The sequence below is a fragment of the Saccharopolyspora antiqui genome (assembly GCF_052246905.1).
Taxonomy (GTDB): domain Bacteria; phylum Actinomycetota; class Actinomycetes; order Mycobacteriales; family Pseudonocardiaceae; genus Saccharopolyspora.
The window spans coordinates 418,036-434,857 of record NZ_JBQQBO010000001.1; the positions used below are offsets into that span (position 1 = coordinate 418,036).

The 16,822-nt window shown below is 68.0% G+C and carries 14 protein-coding genes; 7 read left to right on the forward strand and 7 right to left on the reverse strand.

The features are described from left to right. Positions 1 to 66: 66 nt before the first annotated feature. On the forward strand, positions 67 to 1,497 hold the full coding sequence (locus ACTWQN_RS01905; protein ID WP_443201532.1) for a flavin-containing monooxygenase: 1,431 nt from the start codon (positions 67 to 69) through the stop codon (positions 1,495 to 1,497). Between the two features lie 23 nt (positions 1,498 to 1,520). On the opposite strand, the gene ACTWQN_RS01910 is transcribed toward ACTWQN_RS01905, so the two are convergent. The 4 genes from ACTWQN_RS01910 to ACTWQN_RS01925 are packed head-to-tail and all read right to left on the reverse strand — an operon-like array spanning position 1,521 to position 5,100. After that, positions 1,521 to 2,084, reverse strand: a complete 564-nt coding sequence (locus ACTWQN_RS01910; RefSeq protein WP_443202003.1) for a GTP-binding protein — start codon at positions 2,082 to 2,084, stop codon at positions 1,521 to 1,523. 22 nt (positions 2,085 to 2,106) lie between these two features. Further along, complete coding sequence (locus tag ACTWQN_RS01915) at positions 2,107 to 2,472, reverse strand: DUF742 domain-containing protein (protein WP_443201533.1); 366 nt, start codon at positions 2,470 to 2,472, stop codon at positions 2,107 to 2,109. Further along, positions 2,469 to 2,882 carry a roadblock/LC7 domain-containing protein gene (locus ACTWQN_RS01920; RefSeq protein ID WP_443201534.1) on the reverse strand — a complete coding sequence of 138 codons (414 nt, stop codon included), beginning with the start codon at positions 2,880 to 2,882 and terminating at the stop codon, positions 2,469 to 2,471. The genes ACTWQN_RS01915 and ACTWQN_RS01920 overlap by 4 nt, the downstream gene beginning before the upstream one ends. 1 nt (position 2,883) lies before the next feature. After that, positions 2,884 to 5,100, reverse strand: coding sequence for a sensor histidine kinase (locus ACTWQN_RS01925; RefSeq protein ID WP_443201535.1), 2,217 nt, complete (start codon positions 5,098 to 5,100; stop codon positions 2,884 to 2,886). A 351-nt stretch (positions 5,101 to 5,451) separates the two neighbouring features. On the opposite strand from ACTWQN_RS01925, the gene ACTWQN_RS01930 reads away from it, so the two are divergent. After that, the gene (locus ACTWQN_RS01930; RefSeq protein WP_443201536.1) at positions 5,452 to 5,610 is read left to right on the forward strand and encodes a hypothetical protein; all 159 of its coding nucleotides are present in this window, start codon (positions 5,452 to 5,454) and stop codon (positions 5,608 to 5,610) included. Between the two features lie 316 nt (positions 5,611 to 5,926). On the opposite strand, the gene ACTWQN_RS01935 is transcribed toward ACTWQN_RS01930, so the two are convergent. Then, positions 5,927 to 6,331: a hypothetical protein gene (locus ACTWQN_RS01935; protein WP_443201537.1), complete on the reverse strand. Its 405-nt coding sequence runs from the start codon at positions 6,329 to 6,331 to the stop codon at positions 5,927 to 5,929. 812 nt (positions 6,332 to 7,143) lie between these two features. Between ACTWQN_RS01935 and ACTWQN_RS01940 the strand changes: the two genes are divergently transcribed. Further along, a complete protein-coding gene (locus tag ACTWQN_RS01940; protein ID WP_443201538.1) occupies positions 7,144 to 7,422 on the forward strand; it encodes a hypothetical protein in 279 nt (92 codons plus the stop codon). Positions 7,423 to 7,442: 20 nt separating this feature from the next. Here the strand turns inward: ACTWQN_RS01940 and ACTWQN_RS01945 are convergent, their stop codons facing one another. Further along, positions 7,443 to 10,175: a sensor domain-containing protein gene (locus ACTWQN_RS01945; RefSeq protein WP_443201539.1), complete on the reverse strand. Its 2,733-nt coding sequence runs from the start codon at positions 10,173 to 10,175 to the stop codon at positions 7,443 to 7,445. A 408-nt stretch (positions 10,176 to 10,583) separates the two neighbouring features. Between ACTWQN_RS01945 and ACTWQN_RS01950 the strand changes: the two genes are divergently transcribed. Continuing rightward, positions 10,584 to 11,744, forward strand: coding sequence for a beta-ketoacyl synthase N-terminal-like domain-containing protein (locus ACTWQN_RS01950; protein WP_443201540.1), 1,161 nt, complete (start codon positions 10,584 to 10,586; stop codon positions 11,742 to 11,744). 20 nt (positions 11,745 to 11,764) lie between these two features. Here ACTWQN_RS01950 and ACTWQN_RS01955 read toward each other — a convergent pair whose 3' ends face one another. Continuing rightward, positions 11,765 to 12,031, reverse strand: a complete 267-nt coding sequence (locus ACTWQN_RS01955) for a PLD nuclease N-terminal domain-containing protein (RefSeq protein ID WP_443201541.1) — start codon at positions 12,029 to 12,031, stop codon at positions 11,765 to 11,767. A gap of 481 nt (positions 12,032 to 12,512) precedes the next feature. Here ACTWQN_RS01955 and ACTWQN_RS01960 point away from each other — a divergent pair, with 481 nt between their 5' ends. The 3 genes from ACTWQN_RS01960 (at position 12,513) to solA (ending at position 16,747) form a co-directional block, all read left to right on the forward strand. Further along, complete coding sequence (locus tag ACTWQN_RS01960) at positions 12,513 to 14,102, forward strand: tannase/feruloyl esterase family alpha/beta hydrolase (protein ID WP_443201542.1); 1,590 nt, start codon at positions 12,513 to 12,515, stop codon at positions 14,100 to 14,102. Positions 14,103 to 14,279: 177 nt separating this feature from the next. Further along, positions 14,280 to 15,617 (forward strand): MFS transporter, encoded by a 1,338-nt coding sequence (locus tag ACTWQN_RS01965; RefSeq protein WP_443201543.1) that lies wholly within the window; start codon positions 14,280 to 14,282, stop codon positions 15,615 to 15,617. Next, positions 15,614 to 16,747, forward strand: coding sequence for an N-methyl-L-tryptophan oxidase (gene solA / locus ACTWQN_RS01970; protein WP_443201544.1), 1,134 nt, complete (start codon positions 15,614 to 15,616; stop codon positions 16,745 to 16,747). The genes ACTWQN_RS01965 and solA overlap by 4 nt, the downstream gene beginning before the upstream one ends. The last annotated feature ends 75 nt before the right edge of the window (positions 16,748 to 16,822 follow it).

Sequence of the window (16,822 nt, forward strand, 5' to 3'; positions counted from 1 at the left end):
TACATCATTAAATATCGCATTCGATTTGAGCAACCTTGACTGATCGTTACAGAAGAGGTGGGCTTCATGCGAAATTCGGGGGAACCACAGCGAAATCAAGACTCCAACAGGGGCCTGCCCGGTGAAGTTTGCGTTATCGGCGCCGGATTCTCCGGACTCGCCGTAGCACGCGCACTGCGGAGCCGCAATGTTCCATTTGCATGTTTCGATCGAGGCGTAGATTTGGGCGGCGTGTGGTGTTTCACGGGCGGAAGCGAGTCCGAACGCTCCCCCGCGTACCGATCCTTGCACCTGAACACCTCGGGTGCGGTGACCTCGTTCAGCGGTTTTCCGATGCCCGCGTCGTACCCGCCGTACCCGCGGCACGACGAAGTTGCCGCGTACCTCCGCGATTTCGCCGACCACCACGGCCTGACGCGGCACATCGAGTGCCGAACCGAGGTGACCGCGATCCGCGCCGAGCCGGACGGGACGTGGCGGGTGACCGCCCGCGACCGCACCGGCGGCGAAAACCACCGCCGTTTCAGCCACGTGGTGGTGGCATCGGGATATCAATGGGAGCCGAGACTCCCGGATCCCGCGATCACCGGGAGTGATTCATTCAACGGCGAGATCATCCACTCGGCCGATTACGTCGACCCCGCACCGTATTCCGGAAAGCGCGTGCTGGTGCTGGGCTTCGGGAATTCGGCCTGCGACATCGCGGTGGAACTGTCCCGTGTGGCCGAAAAGACGACGCTGGCCTGCCGCCGGGGCGCGCACGTGGTGCCCAAGCAGCTGATGGGCATCCCGATCGATGAGATCGCCGCGAGCCGCTGGTGGTCCTGGCTGCCTTTTCCCTTGCAGCGCAAGCTCATCGAGGTGCTGCTGCGGATCATCCGCGGACCGATCACCTCCTACGGAATCCCGGAGCCCGACCATCGGGTGCTGGAGGCCCCGGTCACGATCTCCGACGAGTTGCTCAGCCGCATCCGGCACGGCGCCGTCGCGGTGAAACCGATGATCGACCACTTCGGTTCCGCGCGGGTGCACTTCGCGGACGGCACCGCCGACGCCGTCGACGCCGTCATCTTCTGCACGGGATATCGCGTGTCGTTCCCGTTCGTGCCGCCGGATTCGGTGTTCTCCCGCAGCGGTCAGGTCGCGCTGTACCAGCGGGTGCTGCCGCCGCACCACCCCGGGTTGTACTTCGCCGGGCTCATCCGGCCGGTGGGCGCGATCACCTACCTCGTCGAGCAGCAGGCCGAGTGGATCGCCGAACTGATCGCGGGCGAGGCGGCGGTGCCGTCCACCGATGACATGGCGTCGGAAATCCACACCCATCTCGACCGGGCCGCCCACCGGTACGGCACCGCGGCGATCGACTCCATCCACGTCGACGTGCCGACCTACCTGCGCGCGATCCGCCGCGAGCGCAAGGCAAGCCGACACCGTCGGCGAGCACGACCCAACTCGGCCACCCGCCGTTCCCGACGCGAGAAACGAGTTCCGGCTTGAGTTCGCCGAAACCCACGGTGGATCTAGTCGGGCGTTCCGGTGCGGCGGACGTGGTCGATCGCGTGCTCCAGGATGTTGATCAGGACGGCTTTGCTGCTTTCGCGATCACGCGCGTCGAAGAGCAGCACCGGGATGTGGTCGTCGAGATCCAGCGCCGCGGCCACCTTCTCCGCGGTGTGCCGACGGGCGCCCTCGAACTCGTTGACCGCGACGATGAACGGGATCTGCCGGTCCTCGAAGTAGTCCAGGATCGCGAAGCTGTGGTCCAGTCTGCGCGTATCCACGATCACCACCGCTCCCAGCGCACCGTCGCAGACCGAGTCCCACATGAACCAAAAGCGTTCCTGGCCGGGTGTTCCGAACAGGTACAGCCGCATGGCTCCGCTGTTGAGGCTCACCCGGCCGAAGTCCAGCGCGACGGTCGTCGTCTTCTTCCCGTCCAGGCCCGCCAGGTCGTCCACATCGACGCTGGCCTCGGTCAGCACCTCCTCGGTCTGCATGGGCGGGATTTCCGAGAGGGTTCCGATCGCTGTCGTCTTGCCGACCCCGAACCCACCACCGAAGACGATCTTCGCCGACTTCGGCATTTCGGGGACAGCGGCCTGCTCCTCAGAGACCACGGACACCGTCGAGCACCTCCTGTAGAAAGTCCAGGGCCTTCGGGGAGCTCGCCTGCTCGCCGGTGCCGACCGTGAGGGTGCCGCGCTGGGTGAGGTCGCCGACCAGCACCCGCGCCATCAGGATCGGGATGTCCAGGGCAGCCGCGACTTCGGCAACCGAAAGCGGCTGCTCGCACAGCGCGATCACGGCCAGATCCTGGGCCGACAGACCAGGTTGGCCGCTCGCACCGGATTTGGCGACCACCTGGGTGGACACGTCCAGATCCATGCCAGCGGACTGGGTCCGCCCGCCGGTTCGCATGTAGGGCCGCACCAGCGGCCCCGCCGCTTCGTCAAACCATTCGTTGTCCATCATGCGTGCCCTTTGGGTTGCTCGTCGCCGTTCCCGCGCGGTGGTGTGCTCAGGCGTTCGCCGACGCGCTCGACGAGTGACGCCATCTGCTGCCCGATCATCTCGACATCCACCGCGTCACCGGCGAGGACCGCCAAGCGGGTGCCGTAGCCGACCTCGGCGAGGAACAGGAACGCGTAGTCCATCTCGATGATGGTCTGCCGGACCGATCCGCCGTCGAAGCTCGACCCGGTTTTGGTGGCCAGGGCCTGCATCGAGGCGGCCATGGCCGAGAGCTCTTCGGCCTTTTCCTCCGGCAGGCGTTCGGACTTCGCGACGCACAGCCCGTCCGCCGACAGCAGGACGCTGTCGCGGACGCCGACGACGTTCCGGCCGAATTCGTCCAGCAGCCAGCTCACATCGTTGCTGCTCATGTCATCCTTCGTGGTTCTGGGATTCAGATCCGTCGCCTAGGCCCCTGCGTGCGCCGCGGTAGAACGCGTAAGCGCGCGTCGATGGCTGCGTTGGCCGCTGGTCATCACCGACCTCGGCATCCGGCGATCCGGTCCGCTGCTTGCGCTTGCTCAGGTTCGTTCCTCGCCTGCGCCTGGGCAGCTCGGAATCCAGGTCGGCGTCCGGCAGCTGCTCGTCCTCGCCCGTGCTCGCGGGTGCGGGTGCCGCCGTGCGGTCGCGGGGGCTGCGCTGCCGGCTCGTGGCGCTGGCATCGCGCGGTGGAAAGGAATCCGCGAGGGCATGCCGTCGTGCCTCGTGGGGCGCCGCGGTTTTCCAGTCCGCGCCCGCCACCACGATGTCCTGCGGGAGTTGCACCGTGGCGACGATGCCGCCCCGGTCGGCGGCGCGAAGGGTCACGACGGTTCCCCGGCGACGCGCGAGCCGAGCGACCACGAACAGTCCCAGGCGCGCATTTCCCTGCAGGGTGAACGTGGCGAAGTCCGGTGGGTCGGCCAGCATGGCGTTGGCCTTGTACAGGCCTTCCTCGCTCATGCCCAGGCCGCCGTCCTCGATCTCCACGAGCACGCCGTTGCCGGTGCCCTTGGTGCTGACCCGCACCTGCTCGTCGGGCGGGGAGAACGTGGTGGCGTTGTCGATGAGTTCGGCCAGCACGTGGATGGTGTCCGTCACCGCCGGACCCTGCACGGCCACGTGCGGCACGGGGTCGATGTGGATTCGGGGATAGTCCTCGACCTCGCCAGCCGCGGAGTAGAGGATGTCGACCAGGGACACCGGATTGCGGTACTGCCGACCCGGTTTGCGGTCGGCCAGGATGCTCATGTTCTCGGCGTGCCGCTGCTGCTGGGTGGTGAGGTTGTCGATGAGCAGCAGCTTGGAGAACCGGTCCGGGTCCTTCTCCTCGCGTTCCACGACATCGATGGCCTCCAGTGCCCGGCGGGTCAGCGCCTGGTGGCGTCCCGCGATCCCGGCGAACACCTTCTTGATGCCCTCTCGGGCCTGGCTTTCCTGCACCGCGGCGTGCACCGCAGCGTTCTGCGCGATGTTGAACGCATCGGCCACCTGGCCGATCTCGTCAGGCCCGAAGTTCAGTTGCGGAAGCTCGGCTTCGACGTCGACGCGCTCGCCGCGCTCCAGCCTGGACATGATCTCGGGCAGCCGTTCGTGCGCGAGCCGCAGCACGGCGTCCTTGAGATCCGCCAGGCGGGTGACCAGGGCGCGATCCACCAGTTTCCGGGAGCTGCGCAAGGCGAATCCGATACCGAGGAGCACGGCCAGCAGTGCGACCAGGCTGCCCACCAAGACTCCGGTGAAGCGCGCGTTCCCGTTCGCCAGGCCGAGTGCGGCGCCGTGCTCGGCCTGCGCTTTCGCCAGGTCGATCAGCTGGGCGGCGACCCGGTCGGTGCTGTCCTGCCAGTCCTGTTCGGACATCGGGAAGTCGCGGTCGTTGGTCGCGCCGCGGATGAGCAGGGCGTTCTCGAAATCCGTGACGCGCTGCCAGTCGCCGCTCCCGATCAGCTGGCCGTAGCGGGCCTGGACGCTGTCGGATGCGAACGGCAGCGCCGTCGCCAGCCTGCCGTGGTAGGTCCCGACGAGATGGGCGAAATCCAGGTACTCATCGGGTGTGAGCCGCCCGGACGCCAGCGCGCCACCACCCAGCGATGCCACCCGGGACATCTGGTCCGCCGCACGGAAGATCTCGGTAGCCGTGATACCGGCTTGACCGGCCTCGGCATCCGGGACGATCCGCGCCTGCGTGTCGAACAGCACGGCTCCCGCGTCGAGCAACGAGTTGTAGTACCGGTAGATCTCTTCCCGGGCCGCCAGACCGACCTGCACCTGGGCGCGTTCTCGCGGCAGATCGTCCAACAGACCGATTAGGACACCGACCTGGGTTTTCACCTCGATGGGCGTCGCGCCCGATGCCGACAGGGAATTCAGCTTCGCCGTCAGCGCCGTCACGGCTTGGTCGGTCTCACCGCGCTGCTTCTCCAGCGCGGTCGGATCCGCACCGCCGCCCGTGAGGGTGCGCATGGTGAGCTCGCGTTCCCGCTGGATCGCCACGAGGCTCTGGACAGCCGGGATCGAGGCGTCCTGCACTTCGACCGCGACCTCGCGGACGTAGAACCCGTCGGCGATCTCATACGATGAGAACACCATCCACATGAGCAACAGGATCACGCTGGGTGCGATGATCAGGCGCGTGAGACGAGAGCGGATCGTCCGGTAATCGGTCTCGGTCGTTGACTTCACAATGCCCCATTTCCAGCGCGCGCCGATCCGGCCAGGGCAATATCACCCGCGGCATCCCAGCTGCGCGATGTCCACTCGCCGAGCCCCGAGGATCTCGTCGTGCCCCGCACCGCGAACGCGACTCGCTGTCGCGACTGGACTCGTTGGAGTGCAGCGATTCTGCGTCCCATGGCCTCTTACGTGTCACAACGTGATCGAAGTTCAAACAATCGGGCTGAGCGTAGCACCGGATGATCATCACCTCCGCCACACGGGTGACCCCTGAAGTGACCGGCCGCAATGCCGACCAACCCGACCGGAACCAAGCCCGCCAAGCGGCCGGAGACCCCGACCAACGCCCCGACCGCTCCCCGCGTCTACCTGGATCGGGGCGAAGACGGGGCGCCGGATCGACGAGCCGACCTCGTGCCGCCTGGCGGCATGTTCCACCGCCGTTAACGCGAGGTCACGTTGCCGGAGGCCCCGGTGACCGGAGCGTCGATCGACGCCGGTGCATTGAACGTGCCACGGCACCGGCTCGATCTCGAACCGCCCGAGTTCACCATGCGGATCGAACTGCCCAATCAACGAGTCCACTTTCGACGGAGGCGCGAGTAGCACGAAGCGGGCGAACGGTTGTGACGTGATCGATTGGTGGTTTCGCGCGCCCCTCGACAAAGTCGACGATTCGTCCACATCGGACGTTATCGTGATGTGCGAGAGTGTGGCGCATTCCGCACCAGAGGCACCAACCGCCGACTGAGGCCGCTCGGAATCACCGTGGCGCGAGGGCGGTTGCGGCTTCCGCGGTTGCTTCGAGCAGCTCCTTCGACGGATTGCCGCTCACGGCCTCGGTTTCCGCGATGGTGATCGTCTTGCCGTTCGCCTGGGAGTCGTAATGGTGTCCGGTGAACCGCACGTCCGCGAGGACCGGCAGGATGTCCCCGGTGTCGTGTTCGTCGATGAGTCGCCGGAATTTGCGGGCATCTGCGGCCGTTGCCATCTGGACCTGGGAAACCAGCACCGACATGGTGTTTCCGCCCTCGTCGCTGACCTGGAACTGGACCCGCCGCAGATTCCGGCAAGGCGTGCGCGCGAAGAACTCCTGCACCTCTCCGAAGGAGAAGGACCAGCACTCGACCGCGTCGACCGCCTCCTCGCGGGCTTGGCGCAGCCTCAACTGCCGCCACGCCTGTCTCGATGTCCCCTGCCGCGCAGTGGTTTTGGCCCTAGCGAGGTTCGATTGGATGTTGCGGACCACGGCCGACTCGGCGGCTGAGAGAGCTGTCGAACCACCTGCCGAACCGCTGACCGCTGTGGTGGCACCAAGGCCGCCGGAGGCGGATAGCGCCAATGCCGTCCCGGCCGCGACCGCGACCGGCCCGCTACGTCCTTTCGCCTTGTGGATGGGATGAACCGTTCCGTCTGGGCGCGTTCGAAAACCGTCCGCCATCGCGCTCCCCTCACTTCCGATCAGCTACGTGCCGACCATCCTGAGCATGCGACTGCGTTCTGTGAACAAGACTGACGCAAGGTCGCTTGCATGGAGCAGTGACTCCACTCGAAAAGATCAGTGCGGCGTCAACTGTCCGTAGCTCGTGCGCCGAGCTGTCGCAGGAAATGGCGTCTGGCGCGATGAGGGCCCCGAACCACGGGACTGGCGAAGGTCTTGTCGGAAGCCGGATCCCGGATGTGATATCAGGGGTTCGCGCAGTTCAACATCGCCGCAGGTTCAACAATCCCGCTCCATCGACGGCCTTCCGCACGGCAGCGGCGGCTGCCCTACTGAAGGTTGATCGCACACGCCGTCCGACCGGCGGATGGAAGGGGACGGCCTGATATGACACCAGGCGAATCGCTCGCCCCGACATCCGCACCCGGCTTCGCACGCGAGCGCACCGACCGGGCCAGTCGCGCGTCGGAACGCGCATCGAGCACCGAAAGCGCTCGCGTGCGCCAGCTCGCCGCCGCCACGACCGTGCGGACCTCTTGATGGACGCCCGAACCGTGTTGCTCGCCGCGCCGCGCTCGCGGCGGAATCCGATCTGGTACTGGTGGTCGGCTCGACCGAGCCCTCCGGCTGGCCGACGAACCGGACGGCTCGGATCGGCGCGCAACGCCATGAACAGCGTGGTCATCCGGCCACAGCTGACCGACGTGTTGGTGACAGGCGTACTCGCGCTGATCCTCAAGGCGGTCGACGCGCGGTTGCCGGTCCTCCCGCTACGGCGCGGCATCCACCGCGACAGCGCTCCCGCCGAGAGGATCTAGGGGCTTGAGCGTGGCGGTCGTTACGGACTGGGGAGTTGTTGGATCGGGGTGGGTTTGCCCAAGTAGTAGCCCTGACCTTTGTCGCAGCCGAGGCGGCGGAGGAGGTCGAGCTGCTGTTGTGTTTCAACGCCTTCGGCCACGACGTCGACGCCGATCGCGTGGGCCATGCCGACGATGCTGGTGACGATGACTTCGAGCTCCTCGCTGTCGGCGAGATCGGTGACGAACGACCGGTCGATCTTGAGGACGTCCATCGGCAGGCGGCGAAGCTGCGCCAGCGATGAGTTCCCGGTCCCGAAGTCGTCGATCGCCAGGTACACGCCGAGTTCCCGCAGTGCAGCCAGCACTCGTGCGGCTGCCAACGGGTCCTGCATGATCGCGTTCTCGGTCACCTCCAGGCAAAGGGCGTGGGCGGGCAGCCCGGACACGGCGAGCGCTTGCTGCACGATCGACTGCAAACGCGGATCTTCGAGTTGGCGCGGCGAGAGGTTCGCGTTGAGGTGCAGCTCCGACCCGTGCCGCTGGCGTTCGGCGGCGAGTTGGCCGGTCGCCGTGCGCAGCATGTGGGCGCCGATGGTGTTGATCAGCTCGCTCTGCTCGGCGAGCGGGATGAATTCGCCCGGCGAGACCGTCCCGTGGACCGGGTGCGTCCACCGCAGCAAACCCTCCACGGCCACCATGCGATCGGTGCGCAGATCGACGACCGGTTGGTAGGCCACCCAGAGCTGGTTGCGCTGCACGGCGTGGCGCAGGTCCTGTTCGAGGACCATGTGCCGCTGAACGCGTTCGCGGAGCTCCACGCCGAAGAACGCGTACCGCCCGCCACCCCGCGTCTTGGCCCGGTACATGGCCACATCCGCGTCGCGCAGCAACTCTTGGCCGGACCGGGCGTCCGCCGGTTCGGCCACCACCACTCCGATGCTTCCGTTGACGTGCAACTGCCTGCCCTGCACGTGGATCGGCTCGGTGAGCGCGCCGAGCAGGCGTTCGCTGAACTCGCCGAGCGCGTCGTGGCCGGTTTCGCAGCGGGCGACGACGACGAATTCGTCACCGCCGAGTCGGCCGACCAGGTCCGCGTCCCGCGTCGCGCGCACCAGGCGCTCCCCGATGGTGCGCAGCACGTCGTCACCGGCGCCGTGGCCGAGGGAGTCGTTGATGAGCTTGAAGTTGTCCAGGTCGAGGAACAGCACGGCCATCGGTTGGGTTCGCGACCGGCCCAGGTGCCGCAGGACCAGCGTGCGGTTGGCCAGTCCGGTCAGCGGGTCGTGGGTGGCCTCGTACTCCAGGCGCTCCCGGGCGGCGCGGCTCTCGGTGATGTCGGTGAACGAGCTGACGACCAGGTGCGGCGGGCGGTCCTGCGGATTCAGCGCGCGGGAGTTGACCGCCAGCCACACGCTTCGCCCGTCCGACCGCTGGAAGCGGACCACTCGCGAGTTCTCCGGCGCGCCACTGCGCCGCGTCGACATGGCGAGGTGGTTGTCCGGTCCGAGCGCATTCCCGGCTTCGTCGAACACCGGCCAGGAGGTCGGTGCGGAACCGATGAGCTCGGCCGCGCTCGCGCCGAGGATGCGCCGCGCGGCGGGGTTCGCCGACTCGATCCGGCCCGTCGAGCCCACCACCACGACGCCTTCGTCGAGCGCGGCGACGACGGTGGCGAAATCCTGCTCGGCCCGCCGACGCGCGGTCTCGTCCGCGCACACCAGAACGAAACCGGACTCCATCTCGGCGGCCGAGATCCGCACCACGAGGGCGGTGCCGTCGCTGCGCCGATGCCGTGCCTCGGTGACGCCGCCGTCAGCGGTCAGTGCTTCGGGCCGCAGCGGGACGCCCACCAGCTCCGAGACGTGCCTGCCCAGCGCCTGATCCGCGGGCACCCCGTAGACGGCTTCGGCGGCCGGGTTCCAGCTGGTGACCACGCCTTCCCGGTCGGTCGCGATGATCGCGTTGTTGACGTGCTGCAGCAGGGCCGCCTGGTAGCGCAGCGTCGCCTCGGCGGCTTTCTGGACGGAGATGTCCCGGCCGATGACCTGCTGCGCCGGGCGCCCTTCCCACGTCGTGCGCACCGAAACCAACTCCACGGGGACCGTGGTGCCGTCGACGCGCCGCAGTTCGGCTTGGGCTCGCGGGGTGGCCGCACCCTGGGTCGTCAGCAACCTGATCCGCTCGCGCATCGGGGGGATCGACTCCGGAGCCACGAAGTCGGTGACCCGGCGGCCGAGGAGCTGCTCGCTGGACCCGGCCCCGAGGATGGTGCCCATGGCCGCGTTGGCATACCTGATGATTTCGTCCTGGTGGACGCAGATCGCGTCTGGGCTGAGCTCGACGAGCAGCCGGTACCGGTCGGCGAGGTCGGTCAGCGCCTGCCGGTCCCGATGAAGTCCGGTCATGTCGCGGACCAGTCCGATCAGGCCGCCGGTACGTCGACTCCCCAGCGGTCGGGCGTGGAAGTGCAGGATCCTCGTTTCGCCCTTCGCGGTGACGATCGGCTGTTCGAGATCGAAGTCCCGCCACACCGCGGTCTCCTGCGCGACCACCAGCCACGGTTCGACGAGCTCGCGCAATCGGTTTCCGATGGTTTCGTCGGCTGCTTCCGGCATGCCGAGCAGCACGTCCATGCCGGGCATCCAGGTGACCTCGTCGGTGGTGAAGTCGAACGTCCAGCCAACCGCGCCATAAGCGGACAACGCGAGGTCCAGGAATTCGCGGCCGACGGCGGAACCGCCCGGGAACCCGCCGTCAGGATCAGCCTCCATGATCCGTCCAATGGCCGGGCCGCGCGCACTTGATCAGCGGGTGGACTGCCCGGTCATGGCCGTAGCACCGCGTCACCACCCCAGTCGACTTCCCATAAGTACTGGTCATCAACCCTGCGCACCGGGCACCCCGAGCCGCGGCTGATCAATGGTGAAAAAGCCGAGAAATGCGATCTTCACTCTTTCGTGTTAACAAAACGAGAACGCGAACACATTTCGTAGCAATTTGCCGAATTGTTCTTCACTCTAACGGGGAATTGAATCAAGATTCCCGTGACGGTGAGTAGTTCGATCTTAAAGGCCGCCTGCGTGTTTTCGATCGAGCCGAGCCGAACCGCGGCGATCCGAACCGCCACAGCCACCGGCAAGTGGTGGATCGAAACGATCACAACCCGAGGAGGGAGAGGAATGCGGGCACAGCACTGCGGAATCAGCGGCATCGGCGCGGTGACCGGATACGGCTGGGGTCGTGAGGCCCTCTGGGACGGCTTGGCCACCAGCAAGGTAGCCGCCCGCCTGATCGACGGGCACGGCCCCGACCGGGACCAGGCGGCGTGGGTGGCGACCGTGCCCGAGGGCGGTGACGAACTGGACGGGCCGAGCCGCTTCGCCAGAGCCATGCGGGCCGCGGCGCGCGAAGCGATCACCGACGCCGAGCGCCGGGGCTGGCGGCCCGGGCGGCGGGTGGGGCTGCTGCACGCGGCCGTGCTCGGGGACGTGGACCTGTGGCGGGACTTCTACGCCAAGCACGGCGCGGACGTGTCGAAACGCGACTACCTCGCGCTGATGCCCTCCACCCCGGTGTCGACGTTCATGCAGGAGTTCGGCTTCCACGGCCCGGCGATGAGCGTCTCGGCGACCTGCGCCTCCGGCAACGCTGGCCTGCTCACCGCGAAGGCCTGGCTGGACGCCGGAGTGGTGGAGGACGTGGTGTTCGTGGCCACCGACCTGTCCTCCACCCCCGAGATCGTGCTGCACTTCCAACGGCTCGGGGTCACGGTCACCGACGTCGAACCGCTGCGGGCCTGCAGGCCGTTCCAGGACGGCACCCAGGGCTTCATCATGGGCGAGGCATCGGTGGCGATGGTGCTGTCGAAGCGGACCCCGAACCCCTACCTCCACGTGCTCGGTGGCGCGATGTCCCACGACGCCCACCACGTCACCTCGATCGACCCGAGCCGGACCGAGATCACCCGGTGCTTCACCGAGGCGCTGGCGAACGCCGGGGTCAACGCGTCGCAGGTGCGCTACCTCAACGCCCACGGGCCGGGCACCGCACAATGCGACCGCGCCGAGACCACCGTTTTCGACGAACTGCTGCCCGCCGACGCCGAACTCTTCTCCGTCAAACCACTGGTCGGCCACTGCATGGCCGCGGCATCGGCGGTGGAGATCGCCGCGACCGCACTCGGCTACGACCGCGGGCTGCTGCCCGCCCCGCCGGTGTTCGGCCCGGGGCATCCCCGGCTGCTCAACGGCCCCACCCCGCCGGTCGACGGGCTCACCTTGAAGTCGTCGCTCGGCCTGGGCGGGCACAACTCAGCGGTCGTGCTCGCACCCCCGGCCTGAGTGGCAACGGCCGCTGCCACTCACGACCGATGGCCGCTCGCCGAGGCGCCCTGCTTGCGTCCGACGATCCACCACAGGAGCGGGCCGAGGAACGGCGCGCAGAAGGCGAAGATGATCCAAACCAGCTTCATCCCGCCGCTCTGGCTGCTGCCCAGGATGCTGATGAGCGCGCCGAGGAAGAAGACGACGTAGGCCAGGACGACGAGACCGGTCACGACGACGGCCGAAACTCCCCAGACCTGTTCGGTGCCGGGGGCGACAACGGTGGCTGCCAACGGAGAAGGCATCGGTGGGTTCCCTTTCGGTAGCGGGTGGAGGCGATCAGCGCGGTTTCCCGTCGCTGCTGTTGTAGATCAGCGTCGCCGTCGTCGGGGTCAGCGCACATCAGCTCAGCAGGTCGTCCTGGGTTATCCGGAAGTCGTAGTTCCGTCAGCCTGGAGGCTGATCTTCGGCCGGTGGCACCCCGAGGCCGGTCCGGCGGGATCATCGGCCCGGTCGGCGAAGAACGCGCCGCTGGGCGGATGCCCAAAACTCCCGCTGGGCGGATGCCCAAAACTGTTGTGCGGCAAGAGACATTTGTCGTAGCAAGCCTGTGACACAAGCAGCTGTGATCGCGATCGCGGCATGTGCAACGGTCGTCGTCAGGCGGTGTGGCGCGGTGCGCTGATTCCGCGCATCCGGGCCGAGCCCGGGTGTGCCTGGTTGCCGTTCGACACCGGTAGTCGTCTCCAGAGAGGTGGACACGGTCGAATGCGGTCACATCGACATTTGCGTTCTCCCCGGCACAGGGCTGTCGCGTTCGTCGCGGCGTTGGCGGCGGGCGCGGCCGCCATCACAGCCGCTGGCGGCAGTGCCGCTGCGCAGCAGGAATCAGCACCCAACACCCCCACCCGGTCGTGCGGCAGCCTGACCGAATTGGCGCTGCAGAACACGACCGTCGATTCGGCGATCGAAGATCCGGGAGACGCCAGCACGCCGCCGTCCTGCCGAGTCACGCTGACCGTCGCCGATCCCACCGATCAAGGCGCCATCACCGTGTGGGTCTACCTCCCCACCAGGACTTGGAACGGCCGGTTCCAGGGCGTCGGCGGCGGCGGATTCCTCGGTGGCGATCCCGCGCGCCTGATCGATCCGCTGCGAGCCGGATATGCCGCGGCGGCAACCGATACCGGCCACGCGGGCAATTCCGCGGAATTCGCGCTGGACGGCAGCGGCCGCCTCAACTGGCCCGCCATCCAGGACTTCGGATACGAAGGCATCCAGGACATGACGGTCACGGCCAAGGCGGTCGTCGCCGCGTACTACGGGCAGCATCCGGCCTATTCGTACTTCAACGGCTGCTCAACCGGGGGTCGGCAGGGCGTGATGGAGGCGCAGCGCCATCCCGACGAGTACGACGGCATCCTCGCGGGCGCACCCGTGATCAACTTCCCGGAGATGCAGACCGGTCAGATGTGGGGCCAGGTCGTGATGCTGGAGCAGCACAACCCGGTCGCGCCCTGCAAGTTCGAAGCGGCGGTCACCGCGATGGTCGACGCGTGCGACGCCCTCGGCGACGGGGTGCGCGACGGCGTCATCGGCGATCCGCTCGGCTGCGAGTTCGACCTCGGGACGCTCGTCGGCCGAGAAACACCGTGCGGCACGATCACCGCGGCCGATGTGGACGTCATGCGCAAGATCGGCGAAGGGCCGCGGCGCGCCGACGGCGAGCCCCTCTGGTACGGGCTGGCTCCCGGCGCACCGTTCGCGGGCCTCAACGACACGGTCGAAGTGGACGGCCGACTGGTGGGCGCGCCGTTCGACTACGACCTGTGGTGGTTCGGTCTCTTCCTCGCCCAGGACCGCTCCTTCGACTGGACCAGCCTGACCTACGCGTCGTTCGAGGCGTACTTCGACCAGGCGGTCCAGATGTATTCCGAGGTGCTCGGTGCCGCCAACCCGGACCTGTCGGCCTTCCAGGCGGCTGGCGGGAAGATGCTGCTGTGGCACGGAAAAGCCGACTTCGGCGTGCCGTTCCAGGGCACCGTCGACTACTACCAGCGGGTGCAGGACCGGCTCGGTCCGGGCCAGACCCAGCAGTTCCTGCGGCTGTTCCTGGCACCGGGTGTCGGCCACTGCGGCGACGGCGCCGGTCCGGCGCCCGCCGATCCGCTGGGCGCGCTGGTCAAGTGGGTGGAGCACGGCAAGGCCCCGAAGACGCTGGAGGCCACCAGGGTCGACGACGGCGGCCAGGTCACGCAGACCCGCCCGATCTGCGGGTACCCGTTCGTCGCCCGCTGGACCGGCCGGGGCGACGCGAACGATGCGACCACCTACCGCTGCGCGCCGGACACGCAGTTGGAGCGCCCGAAGGCATGAGTGCCGGTGAGAACCGGTGTTTTCACTCACGCCCCCTCCCCCGGCCGCGAGCCGATTTCCCGGCCGACGCACCCGCACAGCGGTGTGCGTCCGGCCGGGATCGGCGCCCCGAGCACCAGCAAGTGTCCGGGTTCGCACCCGTGACAACGAGGACGCGAGCGGGAAAGCTGGGATGGCATGAAGCGACTCGACGATGCCCCGCTGAGCGCGTTTCACGTGCGGGTTTGCCTGTACACCATCGGCGGATTCTTCTGCGATGGCTACATCCTCGGCTCGATCGGGCTCGCCCTGCCGCTGCTGTCCGCCGAGATGCACCTCGGTGCGTGGTGGGAAGGGCTGCTCGCGGCTTCCGCGCTGATCGGCATCTTCGCCGGTGCGGCCATCTTCGGTCCGGTCACCGACGCGATCGGCAGGCAGAAGATGCTGGTCGCCGACCTCGTGCTGTTCGTCGTCGCGTCGGTGCTGCAACTCTTCGTCACCGGTCCGGTACTGCTGCTCGTGCTGCGCCTGCTGCTGGGCGTGGCGATCGGCGCCGACTACGCCATCGGCCCCGCGCTGCTGTCGGAGTTCGTGCCCCGCAAGCAGCGCGGTCGCCTGTTGGCGAGCATGAACGCCACCTGGACGGTCGGATTCGTGGCCTCCTACGGGGTCGGATTCGGCCTGCAGGCCGCACTGGGGCCGGAGGCGTGGCGGTGGATGCTGGCCAGCAGCGCCGTGCCCGCCTTCAGCACGCTGCTGATGCGACTCGGCACACCGGAATCGCCGCGCTGGCTGATCAGCAAGGGCCGCGTCGCGGAGGCCCGAGCGGTCGTGACGAAGTACTACGGACCCGACTACGAGTTGGACGAGCCCGCCGATCCCGCCCGGCGGGCGAAGTACCGGGAGCTGTTCTCCCGCAAGTACCTCGGCCGCACCGTGTTCGCCGGGATGTTCTGGTTCTGCCAGGTGTTCCCGTACTTCGGCATCGGCACCTTCCTGCCCAAGATCGTCGAGGCGTTCGGCATCGGCGACGACCGGTTGGGCGAGGTCCTCTACAACCTGCTGCTGCTGTGCGGCGCGATCTTCGGCTGGTTGATCATGGATCACATCCGGCGCCGGTCGTTCGTGATCTGGTCCTTCGTCATCGTCGGCGTCGCGCTCCTGGTCCTCGGGCTCCAACCGGAAGCATCGCTGTGGCTGCTCATCCCGGTCTTCCTGGTCGTCGCCTTCGTCATCTCCGCCGCCGCGGACCTGGAGAGCGTCTACCCGTCGGAGGTGTTCCCCACCGAGGTGCGCGCCTCCGGCGTCGGCATCGCCTCGGCGATCAGCAGGGCCGGAGCCGCGATCAGCACGCTGCTGTTCCCGACGATCTTGAACGAACTGGGCATCGGCCCGACGATGCTCATCCTCGCCGGAGTCGTCGGCCTCGGCGTCGCGATCTCGGTGCTGCTGGCGCCGGAGACCCGTGGCGTCGCGCTCGACGAGGCCGGTCGAGCACCGGAAGCAGCCGCCAGGAGCGAGGAGGCAATGCCGTGAGCTATGACGTGATCGTCGTCGGACTCGGCGGGATGGGCAGCGCGGCCGCGCACCGGCTCGCCGCCCGCGGCCAGCGGGTGTTGGGCATCGAGCAGTTCCACGCCGCCCACGATCTGGGGTCCAGCCACGGAAATTCCCGCATCACGCGCCTGGCCTACTCCGAACATCCGTCCTACGTGCCGCTGATGCGCCGGTCGTACGAGCTGTGGCGGGAAGTCGAACGCGAGTCGGGGCGGCGATTGCTCACCATGACCGGGGCGGTGATGCTCGGTGATCCGGATTCGAGCGTGGTCTCCGGCGCGCTGCTCAGCGCCCAGCAGTGGGGGCTGCCGCACGAGGTGCTGGAGCCCGCCGAGGTGCGCCGCCGCTTCCCGACGTTGCACCCGAGGGACGACGAGCTGGCCGTGGTCGAGGACAGCGCCGGGTTCGTCCGACCCGAGCAGGCCGTGCTGGCCCACAGCGATCTCGCCACGCGGGCCGGTGCGCGGCTGCACTACGGCGAGCGCGTCATCGACTGGACCACCACCGCGAGCTCGGCGCAGCTGACGACGGATCGGGGAACCTACGTCGCCGACCGGCTGGTGTTCTGCCCCGGTGCGTGGGCCCCGGAACTGCTCGCCGACCTCGGGATCCCGCTGGTGGTCGAACGGCAGGTGATGCACTGGTTCCAGCCGCGCGGCGGTGTCGACCGGTTCGAGGACCACCCGGTCTACCTGTGGGAGGCCGATCCCGAGCACATCGTCTACGGCTTTCCCGCGCAGGACGGGGAGGAGTGCGTGAAGGTCGCCTTCTACCGGCGGCCGGGCATCACGACGCCCGACAGCATCGACCGGACCGTCCACCCGGCCGAGGTCGAGGAGATCGCCGCCTACCTGGCCGATCGGATCCCCGGGCTGGCCGGGCACCACCTCCGCTCCAAGGCCTGCATGTACACGCTCACTCCCGACCACCACTTCGTGATCGGCCCGCATCCCGGACACCCGAGGGTGGTGGTCGCGTGTGGATTCTCCGGGCACGGGTTCAAGTTCGTGCCGCTCGTCGGCGAGGTGCTCGCCGACCTCGTCGTCGACGGCGCGACATCCCACGACATCGCCCTGTTCGACCCGACCCGCGCGTTCACCACGCCCTGACGCATCCCTCGGATGGTGTGCGTCAGGCTCGCCTGGGGGTCTGCCTGTGATGTTTTCCACGGCGTCGGTCGGTAA

Bases quoted from the DNA above. Each gene is read 5' to 3' on its own strand.
- ACTWQN_RS01905 (WP_443201532.1), top strand. From the start codon at position 67: ATGCGAAATTCGGGGGAACCACAGCGAAATCAAGACTCCAACAGGGGC.
- ACTWQN_RS01910 (WP_443202003.1), bottom strand. From the start codon at position 2,084: ATGCCGAAGTCGGCGAAGATCGTCTTCGGTGGTGGGTTCGGGGTCGGC.
- ACTWQN_RS01915 (WP_443201533.1), bottom strand. From the start codon at position 2,472: ATGATGGACAACGAATGGTTTGACGAAGCGGCGGGGCCGCTGGTGCGG.
- ACTWQN_RS01920 (WP_443201534.1), bottom strand. From the start codon at position 2,882: ATGAGCAGCAACGATGTGAGCTGGCTGCTGGACGAATTCGGCCGGAAC.
- ACTWQN_RS01930 (WP_443201536.1), top strand. From the start codon at position 5,452: ATGCCGACCAACCCGACCGGAACCAAGCCCGCCAAGCGGCCGGAGACC.
- ACTWQN_RS01940 (WP_443201538.1), top strand. From the start codon at position 7,144: ATGGACGCCCGAACCGTGTTGCTCGCCGCGCCGCGCTCGCGGCGGAAT.
- ACTWQN_RS01945 (WP_443201539.1), bottom strand. From the start codon at position 10,175: ATGGAGGCTGATCCTGACGGCGGGTTCCCGGGCGGTTCCGCCGTCGGC.
- ACTWQN_RS01950 (WP_443201540.1), top strand. From the start codon at position 10,584: ATGCGGGCACAGCACTGCGGAATCAGCGGCATCGGCGCGGTGACCGGA.
- ACTWQN_RS01955 (WP_443201541.1), bottom strand. From the start codon at position 12,031: ATGCCTTCTCCGTTGGCAGCCACCGTTGTCGCCCCCGGCACCGAACAG.
- ACTWQN_RS01965 (WP_443201543.1), top strand. From the start codon at position 14,280: ATGAAGCGACTCGACGATGCCCCGCTGAGCGCGTTTCACGTGCGGGTT.